General features: G+C 69.8%; 13 protein-coding genes. 5 read left to right on the plus strand and 8 right to left on the minus strand.

All coding sequences use genetic code 11. From position 1 onward, the window contains the following. Positions 1-43: 43 nt before the first annotated feature. Complete coding sequence (sucB, locus tag SK571_RS12610) at positions 44-1,783, minus strand: 2-oxoglutarate dehydrogenase, E2 component, dihydrolipoamide succinyltransferase (RefSeq protein WP_319984221.1); 1,740 nt, start codon at positions 1,781-1,783, stop codon at positions 44-46. A 51-nt stretch (positions 1,784-1,834) separates the two neighbouring features. Continuing rightward, the gene (gene lpdA / locus SK571_RS12615; RefSeq protein WP_319984222.1) at positions 1,835-3,223 is read right to left on the minus strand and encodes a dihydrolipoyl dehydrogenase; all 1,389 of its coding nucleotides are present in this window, start codon (positions 3,221-3,223) and stop codon (positions 1,835-1,837) included. Between the two features lie 179 nt (positions 3,224-3,402). Here lpdA and SK571_RS12620 point away from each other — a divergent pair, with 179 nt between their 5' ends. Next, a complete protein-coding gene (locus tag SK571_RS12620) occupies positions 3,403-3,729 on the plus strand; it encodes an oxidoreductase (RefSeq protein ID WP_030474592.1) in 327 nt (108 codons plus the stop codon). Here SK571_RS12620 and SK571_RS12625 read toward each other — a convergent pair. After that, positions 3,726-4,190: an OsmC family protein gene (locus SK571_RS12625; protein WP_319984223.1), complete on the minus strand. Its 465-nt coding sequence runs from the start codon at positions 4,188-4,190 to the stop codon at positions 3,726-3,728. The two genes, SK571_RS12620 and SK571_RS12625, sit on opposite strands and share 4 nt — an antisense overlap. Before the next feature lie 152 nt (positions 4,191-4,342). Between SK571_RS12625 and SK571_RS12630 the strand changes: the two genes are divergently transcribed. After that, on the plus strand, positions 4,343-4,924 hold the full coding sequence (locus SK571_RS12630; RefSeq protein WP_319984224.1) for a nucleotidyltransferase family protein: 582 nt from the start codon (positions 4,343-4,345) through the stop codon (positions 4,922-4,924). 57 nt (positions 4,925-4,981) lie between these two features. Here the strand turns inward: SK571_RS12630 and SK571_RS12635 are convergent, their stop codons facing one another. Then, positions 4,982-6,454, minus strand: coding sequence for a leucyl aminopeptidase (locus tag SK571_RS12635; RefSeq protein ID WP_319984225.1), 1,473 nt, complete (start codon positions 6,452-6,454; stop codon positions 4,982-4,984). Positions 6,455-6,656: 202 nt separating this feature from the next. On the opposite strand from SK571_RS12635, the gene SK571_RS12640 reads away from it, so the two are divergent. Further along, positions 6,657-7,892 carry an APC family permease gene (locus tag SK571_RS12640; RefSeq protein ID WP_319984226.1) on the plus strand — a complete coding sequence of 412 codons (1,236 nt, stop codon included), beginning with the start codon at positions 6,657-6,659 and terminating at the stop codon, positions 7,890-7,892. Here SK571_RS12640 and SK571_RS12645 read toward each other — a convergent pair. Continuing rightward, the gene (locus tag SK571_RS12645; protein ID WP_319984227.1) at positions 7,831-8,100 is read right to left on the minus strand and encodes a hypothetical protein; all 270 of its coding nucleotides are present in this window, start codon (positions 8,098-8,100) and stop codon (positions 7,831-7,833) included. The genes SK571_RS12640 and SK571_RS12645 overlap by 62 nt on opposite strands. A 92-nt stretch (positions 8,101-8,192) precedes the next feature. Here SK571_RS12645 and SK571_RS12650 point away from each other — a divergent pair, with 92 nt between their 5' ends. Further along, positions 8,193-9,284, plus strand: coding sequence for a branched-chain amino acid aminotransferase (locus tag SK571_RS12650; RefSeq protein ID WP_319984228.1), 1,092 nt, complete (start codon positions 8,193-8,195; stop codon positions 9,282-9,284). Here the strand turns inward: SK571_RS12650 and cobS are convergent. Genes cobS through cobU form a run of 3 tightly spaced genes read right to left on the minus strand, consistent with a single transcriptional unit; the run spans position 9,281 to position 11,614 of the window. Next, complete coding sequence (gene cobS / locus SK571_RS12655; protein ID WP_319984229.1) at positions 9,281-9,982, minus strand: adenosylcobinamide-GDP ribazoletransferase; 702 nt, start codon at positions 9,980-9,982, stop codon at positions 9,281-9,283. The two genes, SK571_RS12650 and cobS, sit on opposite strands and share 4 nt — an antisense overlap. Beyond that, a complete protein-coding gene (cobT, locus tag SK571_RS12660; protein ID WP_319984230.1) occupies positions 9,979-11,064 on the minus strand; it encodes a nicotinate-nucleotide--dimethylbenzimidazole phosphoribosyltransferase in 1,086 nt (361 codons plus the stop codon). The genes cobS and cobT overlap by 4 nt, the downstream gene beginning before the upstream one ends. Positions 11,065-11,074: 10 nt before the next feature. Continuing rightward, positions 11,075-11,614, minus strand: coding sequence for a bifunctional adenosylcobinamide kinase/adenosylcobinamide-phosphate guanylyltransferase (gene cobU, locus SK571_RS12665; RefSeq protein ID WP_319984231.1), 540 nt, complete (start codon positions 11,612-11,614; stop codon positions 11,075-11,077). Between the two features lie 18 nt (positions 11,615-11,632). Between cobU and SK571_RS12670 the strand changes: the two genes are divergently transcribed. Continuing rightward, entirely contained in the window at positions 11,633-11,830 is a 198-nt protein-coding gene (locus tag SK571_RS12670; RefSeq protein ID WP_319984232.1) for a hypothetical protein, read from the plus strand. Position 11,831 lies beyond the last annotated feature (1 nt).

An 11,831-nucleotide genomic window follows, 5' to 3' on the forward strand; every position in this document is an offset into this window, starting at 1 on the left:
TCAGTCGATATCCAATATATCGGATATCAGTGCTGCTCCGCGTTCAGAGACCGAGGTCGGCCTCGAACGCGCCCTCCTCGAGACGGTTCTTGACCGTCGTGAGGAAGCGGCCCGCGTCGGCACCGTCGACCAGGCGGTGGTCGTAGGTGAGCGCGAGGTACATCATCGAGCGGATCGCGATGGTGTCGTTGCCGTCCTCGTCGGTCATGACGACCGCGCGCTTCTTGACGACGCCGACGCCCAGGATGCCGACCTGCGGCTGCTGGATGATCGGGGTGTCGAAGAGCGCGCCGTTGCTGCCGAGGTTGGTCAGCGAGAACGTGCCACCCGTGAGCTCGTCCGGCGTGAGCTTGTTCGAGCGGGCGCGCGCCGCCAGGTCACCGATCTTGTGGGCGATGCCCGACAGGTTCAGATCACCGGCGTTGTGGATCACGGCGTTGAGCAGGCCGCGCTCCGTGTCGATCGCCAGACCGAGGTGCTCGGCACCGTGGTAGGTGACCTCCTTGCGCTCCTCGTCGATCGACGCGTTGAGCACCGGGTGGGCCTTGAGGGCCTCGATGGCGGCCTTGGCGAAGAACGGCAGGAACGTGAGCTTCGCGCCCTCACGAGCCTCGAACGCCTTCTTGGCCTGGTTGCGCAGCCGGGCGATCTTGGTCACGTCGACCTCGAACACCTGGGTGAGCTGGGCCGACATCTGCAGTGACTCACGCGTGCGCTGCGCGACGATCTGACGCAGGCGCGGGAGCTTCTGCACGGTGCCGCGCTTGCCCGAGTTGTCGACCGGGGCCGGAGCCGAGGTGCGGGAGGCGGGAGCGGCAGCCGGAGCAGCGGCGGCGGGCGCGGGAGCCGGGGCCTTCTTGGCCTCGACGGCGGCCAGCACGTCCTGCTTGCGGATGCGGCCACCGACGCCGGTGCCCTTGAGCGAGCCCAGGTCGATGCCGTTCTCCGACGCGAGCTTGCGCACGAGCGGAGTGACGTACGGCGTGCCGTTCGCGTCGTCCGAAGTGGACTGCGGAGCCGGAGCGGCCGGAGCCGGCTGCTGCGCGGGAGCGGCCTGCTGCGGAGCAGGTGCGGACTCCTGCTTCGGAGCCGGTGCCGGAGCGGACTCCTGCTTCGGCTCGGGCTTGGGCTCCTGCGCGGGAGCGGCGGCCGGAGCCGGGCTGCCCGAACCGATGACGGCGAGCTTGCCGCCGACCTCGACGGTCTCGTCCTCACCCGCGCTGATCTCGAGCAACGTGCCCGCGACCGGCGACGGGATCTCGGTGTCGACCTTGTCGGTCGAGACCTCGAGCAGCGGCTCGTCGACCTCGACGCTGTCGCCGACCTGCTTGAGCCAGCGGGTGACGGTGCCCTCGGTGACGGACTCGCCGAGCGCGGGCATCGTGACGTCGGTGCCCTCGGCCGGACCGCTGGACTGGGCGGGGGCCGCGGGAGCCGGAGCTTCCTGGGCCTCCTCGGACGGCTGCGGCGCGGACGGCTGCGTCTGCTGCGGCTCGGGAGCGGACTCCTGGGCCGGGGCGGGCGCGGGCTCGGACGGTGCGGCGTCGCCGTCACCGATGACCGCGAGCTCACCGCCGACCTCGACGGTGTCGTCCTCCTGCGCGACGATCTTCTGCAGGACGCCGGCCGCCGGGGACGGGATCTCGGTGTCGACCTTGTCGGTGGACACCTCGAGCAACGGCTCGTCCACCTCGACCCGGTCGCCTTCTTGCTTCAACCACCGGGTGACCGTGCCCTCGGTGACGCTCTCACCGAGTGCGGGCATCTGGACGGAGAAGGCCATTGTTCGCTGACTCCTCGTGCTCTCGTGTGGCTGACTTTGTGTGGGGAACGGTCAGCCGTGCACGTGCAGCGGCTTGCCGGCCAGGGCGAGGAAGGCCTCGCCGAGGGCTTCAGTCTGGGTCGGGTGGGCGTGGATCAGCGGAGCCACGTCCTCCGGGTAAGCCTCCCAGCTGTAGATCAGCTGTGCTTCACCGATGAGTTCGCCGACGCGCTCGCCGACCATGGTGATCCCGACGACCGGGCCGTCGGGGGCCTTGACGAGCTTCACGCCACCGGCGGTCTTGAGGATCTGGCTCTTGCCGTTGCCCGCGAGGTCGTAGATGAAGACCTCGGCGGAGCCGTACTTCTCCTTCGCGGCGGCCTCGGAGAGACCGACGGAGGCGACCTCGGGCTTGCAGTAGGTGACGCGGGGGATGCCCGCCTCGTCGATCACCTTCGGGTTCTGGCCCGCGATCTCCTCGGCCACGAAGATGCCCTGCTGGAACCCGCGGTGCGCGAGCTGCAGGCCGGGCACGATGTCGCCGACGGCGTAGACGTTCGGCAGGTTCGTGCGCAGGCGCTCGTCGGTGACGACGAAGCCGCGGTCGATCTGGACGCCGGCCTCCTCGTAGCCGTGACCCGCGCTGTTCGGGCCGCGGCCGACCGCGACGAGCAGCAGGTCGGCGTCGAGGACGTCGCCGTTCTCCAGCGTGATCGACACGCCCGAGTCGGACTGGGTGGCGCCGGTGAACTTCACGCCGGTCTTGAACTTGATGCCGCGCTTGCGGAACGCGCGCTCCAGCTGCTTGGACGCGTACTCGTCCTCGGCCGGGACCAGGCGGGGCAGGGCCTCGACGATGGTCACCTCGGCGCCGAACGAACGCCACACGCTCGCGAACTCCACGCCGATGACGCCGCCACCGAGGACGACGACCTTCTCCGGGATGAAGTCCAGGTTGAGCGCCTGGTCGCTGGTGATGACCCGGCCGCCGATCTCCAGACCGGGCAGGCTGCGGGCGTACGAACCGGTCGCGAGGACCACGTTGCGGCCCGTGTAGCGCTGGCCGTTCACCTCGACGGTGTTCGGGCCGACGAACGTGCCCGCGCCCTCGACGAAGGTGACCTTGTTGGCCTTCGCGAGACCCTGCAGACCCTTGTAGAGCCGCGAGATCACGCCGTCCTTGTACGAGTTGACGCCGGCGATGTCGATGCCCTCGAGCGAGCTCTTCACGCCGAACTGGTCGCCCTCGCGAGCGTTGTCCGCGACCTCGGCCGCGTGCAGCAGCGCCTTGGTCGGGATGCAACCGCGATGCAGGCAGGTGCCACCCAGCTTGTCCTTCTCGACCAGGACGACGGACAGGCCGAGCTCTGCCGCGCGGAACGCGCAGGCGTAGCCACCTGAACCACCGCCGAGGATGACGAGATCGGCGTTGGTGGCCGACTCCAGTTCCGGCGAAGTCACTTCGGATCTCCTCGGGATTACTTACTACGCGCGGGTGCGCGCGAGGTACTCGGCCATCTTGTCACTAGTTGCCGGAGCGTGGTGATCCGGCATGGGACACCATGCCCGATCCTGATCATTCACCTACTCATAACACCCTTACCTGGCACCATGGTGGAGGGAAGCACAGGAGGTGCTCGATGGGGCTGTTCGATCGTTTCCGCAGGAAGCCACGCCCAGGTGTGCTACGTACCGCCTCCGGCCAGGACACGAGTCATCTCGAACAGTGGACGAAGAGCCGTCACGGCGTCGAGGCCTATGTGGAGCCGAAGACCACGGTGACCGAAACCACTGTGGTCCTGGTCGCTCACGACGGGGAGTGGACCCGCCGCCGGGTCGCGTCGCCGGACGCCGCGAGGTCGTTCGCGCGCAAACTCGGCATGCCGATCTACGACGCGGGCATCGTGGGTTACCCGAAGCGCATGCGCGACTACACGGCGCGCAAAAAAGCCTCGGGCGATCTTTAGATCTCCACGGTCGGTTCGTGCCGCACGGGAAAATTGACGCTCGCCGCGATGAAGCACAGCGAGTGCGCTTTCTCGTGCAACGCCTGCGCCGTTTCCCTGGTGGCGGGGTCCGCGACGGTCACGACGGGGTTGAGCAGCACCTCGGTGAACCGGCCGGACCCGTCCGGGTGCTCGGCCATGGTGCCGGTCGCGTGGTCGCGGTAACCGGTCACGACGACGCCGTTGGTCGACGCCAGGTGCAGGTACCAGAGCATGTGGCACTGCGAGAGCGACGCGACCAGCAGTTCCTCGGGGTTGTAGCGGCTGCGGTCACCCCGGAACGACGGGTCGGACGACCCGAGGATCGTCTCCTTGCCCTCGATCCGGATCTCGTGCGCGCGCTCGTAGGACTTGTACCCGGAGGTCCCGCTTCCGGTGTTCCCGGTCCAAACGACGTCGGCCTCGTACTGATGCGTCCCCATGCGGAAATTCTCCTCTCACTTCGGGCCTGTCGGCAACAGTCCACATCGGACTGGATTTCGACGCTCATTCCCTCGGCAGAACAAGGAATTGGGGTGAACGCTCCTTTGTGCACCATGATCGTCTACTTGGGACCGGGATGAGACTCGGCCGGTTGCCCGTCGACGAACAGGTCGAGGCGTTGCGGGACGTCCTCGGGCACAACGAGGTGCTGACCGAGGTCCTCGCCGGAGCGGCCGAACTGCGTCTGCCGGGCTGGTACCTGACGGCGGGGTGCCTGTTCCAGACGGTGTGGAACGTCGTGACCGGCAGGCCCGCTACCGAGGGCGTCCTCGACTACGACCTGTTCTACTTCGACGCGTCCGACCTGTCCTGGGAAGCCGAGGACGCCGTGATCCAGGCCGGTCGCGAGCGGTTCGCCGGCGTGCCCGCGACCGTCGAGATCCGCAACGAGGCGCGCGTCCACCTCTGGTACGAGGAGAAGTTCGGGGTGCCCTGCCCGCCCCACGACTCGACGGAAGCGGCCATCGACTCGTTCGCCGCCACGACGTGTTGTGTCGGCGTCCGATCAGAGCCTGACGGGCGGTGGCGGGTCTACGCGCCGCACGGCCTCGCGGACGTGTTCAACCTCGTCGTGCGCCCCAACCCCGTACTGGCTCCCCGCCACGTCTACGAGACCAAAACGTCCAGGTGGCGTGCCCAATGGCCGGAGCTGACCGTGCTCCCGTGGCCCTGAGACGCGGAACGGGCGGAGTCCCCGAAGGATCTCCGCCCGTTCAGTGAAGAGCAGGACTCAGCCGTTGGCCGCGATGTCCGCCAGCACGGCCGCGATGGTCCGCACCGGAACACCGGTGCCGCCCTTCGAGGTGTAGCCGTACGGGCCACCCGTGTGGAACGCCGGGCCGGCGATGTCGATGTGCGCCCACTGCACGCCCTCGGCCACGAACTCGCGCAGGAACAGACCGGCCGCGAGCATGCCGCCCCACCGGTGCCCGGTGACGTTCGCGAGGTCCGCCAGGCGCGAGTCGAGGTCCGCGCGCAGCTCCTCGGGCAGCGGCATCGGCCACGCCGACTCGCCGACGGCGGTGCCGATGGCGGCCACGCGGTCGCGGAACTCGTCCGAGCCCATGACGCCCGAGGTGCGCTTGCCCAGGGCCACGACCTGCGCGCCGGTCAGCGTCGCGGTCTCGATCAGGTAGTCCGGGCCGTCCTCGCACGCGCGCACGATGGCGTCGGACAGGATCAGGCGGCCCTCGGCGTCGGTGTTGAGCACCTCGACGGTCTTGCCGCCGTACATGGTCAGCACGTCGCCGGGGCGGTACGCGTCACCGGACGGCATGTTCTCCGCCATCGGGATCGTCGCGATGATCTCCAGCGGGTACTTGAGCTTCGCGGCGAGCACCATCGTGGCGACGATCGCGGCGGCACCCGACATGTCCGAGGTCATCTCGTCCATGCCCGCGGCCGGCTTGATCGAGATGCCGCCGGTGTCGAACGTGATGCCCTTGCCGACCAGGGCGACCTTCTTGACGGCCTTCGTGCCCTTGTACGAGATGCGCACGAGGCGCGGCTGGCGCGTCGAACCCACTCCGACGCCCAGGATGCCGCCGAAGCCCTGCTTCTTGAGGGCCTTCTCGTCGAGGACCTCGACGTCGAGACCGGCGGCGGTGGCGAGCTTCTCCGCGCGGGCGGCGAACGAGGCGGGGTAGAGGTCGTTCGGCGGCGTGTTGATGAAGTCACGCGCGATGGCGACGGACTCGGCGATCGCGACGGCGGCCTTCAGCGCGGCCTTGTTCTCCTTGGAACCGGCGGCGTGCAGGTCGACCTTCGCGACCGGGCCCTCGCCCTTGTCGGACTTGTACTCGGTGAACGAGTAGGCGCCGAGCAGCGTGCCCTCGGCGGCGGCACCGACGTGCAGTGCGGCGAGCGTGTTGATCGCGCGCTTCTTGCCGCCCAGTGCGCGGGCGGCGACACCGGACGCCCGGCGCACCTGCTCCTCGCCCGCGGTCTTGCCGAGGCCGACGGCCAGCACGAGCGGAGCGGCGATCTTGCCGAACGTCGGCACCTTCACCAGCTCGTCCGCCTTGCCGGACGCGCGCAGCGTGCCGAGCACGTCGAGCAGCGCGCCGTCGAACGCGGCGGCGACAGCTTCGGCACCGGGTGCGAGCTCCAGACCGTCCGCACCCTGCAGGGTGCCCACGACGACTGCGTCCGCGGCGGTGGTGCTCAGGTCGCCCTCGGTGAGGGCCAGCTTCGGGGCTGTCACGTGCTGCTCCAGGGTTGTGCGTGCGAGGGTGGCTCGGAATCGTGACTCATGCTAAAGGTCGGACTGTCCCACTAATGCCCAGCCCCGCCACGATCGCCGCAATCCGTGACGTTGACAGTTGCGCACAGTGGCGAGTCGCCCGTTTCACGCATCAGTCGACCGGGTGGTTACGGCCGGATGCCGCATCTGAGAACGTGTACCCGTGACCCACACGCCTCGCGAGATCGTCACGACGGTCGCGCTCGGTCTGCCCGCGGTGCTCGGAGCGGGGGTCTTCGCCGGATTCGCCCCCGCAGCAAGCCTTGCGGGCTGGTGGGTGCTCCCGGCGCTGGCCATCTCCGCGCTCGCCGCGCTGTGCTCGGCCTTCTCGACCGCTGACCAGTCCCGTGCCTATCCGGACATCGGCGGCGGTTACGGATACGTGCGCGCGCAGCTCGGCGTGTGGCCCGCAAGGATGACAGCGAGTGCGCACCTGCTGGGCCGATGCGCCATGGCCGCGGCCGTCGCGCTGATGTTCGGCGCGTACGTGGTGCCCGACCAGCCGATGATCGGCGCGCTGGCCCTCGTCGTCGCGACGGCGCTGCTCGGCGCGGCCGGATTCCGCTTCACCACCGGTGTCAGCGTGCTGGTGTCGGTGGTCGTGCTCGGCGTGCTGGCGCTGGTCGTCGCGGCGAGTTTCTCGATCGCGCCCGTGCCGTCGGCGGGGGAGGCGGGCACCGTCAACGAGCTCGTCGGCGTCGCCGGTCTGATGTTCATGGCGTTCGCCGGCTTCGAACGCATCACCGCACCGAACCGCGGCGAGCAGCCGCACTCGGCGGCCGCGCTGAAGATCGCGATCCCGGTCCTGATCGGACTGTCGTTCGCCGTCTACCTGGCCGTGGGCGCGGGCCTGCTCCGTCAGCTCGGCAGCGCGCGCCTCGCGTTGTCACCGGCTCCGCTGCGGGACGCGCTCGTCGCGGCGGACTCGGCCGCGCTGGTGCCGCTGGTGCAGATCGCCGCGGCGGTGGCCGGTGTGGCCGCGTTGCACTTCGTCCTCGCGTCCGCGCATCGCACGCTGACCGGGCTGGCCGAGGACGGCGACCTGCCGACCCGCCTCAGGCCCGGCGCGCTGTCACTCGTCGTGGTCGTCGCTTCCGCGCTCGCCGTCGTGCTGATGCCGCTGGGGCTGGCGCTGGGCGTGGCGGCCTGCGGGACGTTGTTCTACTACGCCTTCACGAACGCGTCGGCCCGGGTGCTGCTGCAGAACGACCGCACGTGGCCCATGCGCACGGCCTGTCTCGGGCTCGGGCTCTCGGTGCTGCTGGCCATGAGCCTGCCGGTGCCCGCGATGCTCATCTCGATCGCGGGCCTGGGCGTGGGCACGGGGCTTGTCGGGCTTACAGCGTCACTGAGAGGAAAACGAGCAGCGTCACGGCAACGCACACCGCAAGCCCGATGACGCGGCCGTTGCTGGACGGCTTCTCCTTGGCGATCGCCCCGTAACAGGCCAGGAAGATCGCGGCGGCGAACACGGCGCCGACCACACCACCGACACCCCCGATCACCCAGCCGTCGAGAAGCGTCATCCCGGTGCCCAGAACGAGCAGTGCTGCCTGTAAGACGGTGCGGACGTCGGCACCCGTTGAAGATCGTTGCGGCTCGGTCATGGCCGGGGACTCTATCGAGCTTCAACTAGTAGGACGTCCGAGTTTTGGGAAGACGATTTTCCGTATCCCCACCTGCGGGTTACCGTGCTCCCATGACGAGCGAGTTGCCTTTCACCCGGACTCCCCACCCGCACCCGGCGACCCCGGAGCGCGTAGCGGAGGTACTTGCCAAGCCGGGCTTCGGGCAGCACTTCACCGACCACATGGTGACGATCCGCTGGAACCGCGAGAAGGGCTGGCACGACGCTGAAGTCGGCCCGTACTCCACCCTCGCACTGGACCCCGCGGCAATGGTGCTGCACTACGGCCAGGCGATCTTCGAAGGGCTCAAGGCCTACCGGCAGCCCGACGGTTCGATCGCGTCCTTCCGCCCTGAGGCCAACGCCGAGCGCTTCCGCGCCTCGGCCCGCCGCATGGCGATGCCCGAACTTCCCGACGAGCTCTTCCTGGAGTCCGTGCGGCAGATCCTCGCGGTCGACGACCGCTGGGTGCCCTCGGCCGAGGAGGAGTCCCTCTACCTGCGGCCGTTCATGATCTCCACGGAGAAGGGCCTCGGCGTGCGACCCGCGTCCGAGTACCTCTACGTGCTGATCGCCTCTCCCGCCGGCTCCTACTTCGCGGGCGGCGTCCGTCCCGTGAGCGTGTGGCTCTCGACCGAGTACGTCCGCGCGGCCCCCGGTGGCACCGGCGCGGCCAAGTTCGCGGGCAACTACGCCGCGTCCCTCGTGGCGCAGGCGCAGGCCGCCGAGAAGGGCTGCGACCAGGTCGTCTGGCTCGACGCGGTGGAACGCCGCTGGGTCGAGGAGATGGGCGGCATGAACCTGTTCTTCGTCTTCGGGGACAAGGTGGTCACGCCCGAGCTGACCGGCACGCTGCTGCCCGGCATCACCCGGAACTCGTTGCTGGCGCTGGCCGCCGACCTCGGCCTGTCCGTGGAGGAGCGCCGCATCTCGACCGACGAGTGGGAGAAGGCCAACGCCTCCGGTGAGCTCACCGAGGTCTTCGCCTGTGGCACGGCGGCGGTCATCACGCCGGTCGGCCACGTCAAGCACGCCGGTGGCGAGTTCGACATCGCCGACGGCGGCACCGGCGCGGTGACGATGAAGCTGCGCGAGCGCCTGACCGGCCTCCAGCACGGCCACGTCGCCGACACCCACGGCTGGATGACGACGCTTCGTTCCTAGGCGATCACCAGCACGGCCAGAAGCGCGATTTCGGCGGCAGCACCGAGCACATCACCGGTGATGCCGCCGAAACGCTTTCCGGTGTGCTTCACCAGCAGCCACACGAGCGCGAACGCGACGACGACGGCGACGACCGCACGCCACCCGAGCGGAACCGCCGCAGCAGCGAGCACCACCCACGTACCGATGACCAGCAACGGGTGCTGTGTGCCGGCCACGAGCGCACCAAGCCCCTCAGGCCGTGCCGCGGGCACGCCGCGCATGCAGCAGATCCCGAACGCCGCCCGGCTCGTAGCGAATGCGAGCAGCACGACACCCCAGTGAGCGTGGGGGAGCGCCGCGGCCTGCGCACCCAGCACCACGATCAGCGAGACGACGCCGAACGGTCCCGCGCCGCCGTCCTTCATGACCTTCAGCGCACGCTCCGGCGGCCCGTAGCAACCGAGCCCGTCGGCGACGTCGGCCAGCCCGTCGAGGTGCATGCCGCGCGTTGCGAGGGCGACGACGCCGACGACCAGGAACCCGGCCACGAGCGCCGATACATCGGACATCGCGAGCAGTTCCAGCACGCCGACGACGAACGCGCCGAGCACGACGCCGACGACGGGCGTGGTGGCGATGGCCCGTCCTGCCGCCTTGCGATCGACGTCGTCGACCCGGAGCGGCAGGACGGTCAGCCAGGAGAACGCGAGCTTCACCCCGCCGTATTTTCTTGGGCCGTGTTCTCCGCGGTCGTGTCTTCCCGGTTCGTCACGCCGGCGCTCTCGAACGTCGCCATCTCCGCGAGCACCTTCACCGCCGAGATCAGCAACGGCAGCGCCGCCACGGCACCGGACCCCTCGCCGAGCCGCATCTCGAACTCCAGCAGCGGCTTCAGGTTCAGGTGCCCGAGCGCGATCGCGTGCGCGGGCTCGGCCGACTGGTGCCCGGCCACCCACCACTCGCGCGCACCCGGCGCCATCTCCTCGGCGACGACAGCGGCCGCACCGACGACGACGCCGTCGAGTACGACAGGGGTCTTGCGCACGGCGGCCTGCGCGAGGAACCCGGCCATCGCGGCGATGTCGGCGCCACCAGCCGTGGCGAGCAACGCGATCGGGTCGCTGATCACCAGGCGGGCCCGGCGCAGCGCGTCCCGGATCGCCGCCGTCTTGCGCATCCACGCCTGGTCGTCGATGCCGGTGCCGCGCCCGACGACCGCGACGGGCTCCGACCCGGTCAGCGACGCGATCAGCACGGCGGCGGGCGTCGTGTTGCCGATGCCCATGTCGCCGGCGACGAGCACGTCGGCGCCCGCGTCGACCTCCTCGTCGGCGAGCGCGCGGCCGGCCGCGATCGCGAGTTCGCACTGCTCACGGGTGAGCGCGTCCTCGCGGTCGATCGACCCGGACGAGCGCCGCACCTTGTGCTGGCTGACCGCGGCCGGGGTGTCCGCGTCGACGGCCATGTCGACCACGCGCACGGTGGCGCCCGCGACCTGCGCGAGCACGTTCACCGCGGCACCACCGGTCAGGAAGTTCGCGACCATCTGGCCGGTCACCTCGCTCGGGAACGCCGACACGCCCTGCGCGGTGATGCCGTGGTCGCCCGCGAACACGACCACGCGCGGCCGCACGAACGGCTTCGGCGGCACGGTGCCCTGGCACGCGGCGATCCAGTTGCCCAGCTCTTCGAGCCGTCCGAGGGAGCCGACCGGCTTGGTCAGCACCGCGTGCCGGGCCTCGGCCTCGCGCAGAACGGTCTCGTCCGGCGGTTCAACCGGCGGGAACTCGGTGCTCACCTGGTCGCTCCTATCGCAGTTTCAGGGGGATGCCGGCGACGAGGAGCGTGACCTCGTCGCACACCTCGGCGACGCGCGCGTTGAGCGCACCGAGGTGATCGCGGAAGAGCCTGCCAGAGCGCGTGGACGGAATGACGCCGAGGCCGACCTCCGCCGTCACGAGCACCAGCCGAGCCCGGCACGTGGCGACCGAACGCACGAGCTGGTCGACGCTGCCCGCGACCGTCTCGGTGCCGTTGCCCTCCCACGCCTGGGCGTCGTCGAGCACGCCGACCAGCCACGTGGACAGGTCGTCCACCAGGATCGGCGGGTCCTCGTACTGCGTCGCGGTGAGCAACGCGGGCAGGTCGGCCGGCGAGGACGCCTCGACCGTGTGCCAGGTGGACGGACGCCGCGCGACGTGCAGCGCGATGCGCGCGTCCCAGTCAGGGTCGTCCGGGTACCGGCGCGCGGTGGCGACGTAGGTCACGGTCGCTTCGGTGAGCAGACCTTCCGCATGCGCTGACTTGCCCGAACGTGCTCCGCCGAGCACGAGCGTGCGAGGTGACAAGAGAGTTAGCCTTCGTCCGTGGAATACCGCTGGCGCTACCAGGATGCACAGGGACGCGACGTCGCGGGCCCGGATGTGATGTTCGCGGACCAGGCCGACGCCGAGGAGTGGTTCAACGCCGAGTGGCGTGACCTGCTCGACGCCGGGGTCGAACAGGTCACGCTGCTGCGGTCGGAAACCGAGGTGTACGGCCCGATGAGCCTGCACCCGGCCTGAC

Source organism: Lentzea kristufekii, assembly GCF_033949925.1.
Taxonomy (GTDB): domain Bacteria; phylum Actinomycetota; class Actinomycetes; order Mycobacteriales; family Pseudonocardiaceae; genus Lentzea; species Lentzea kristufekii.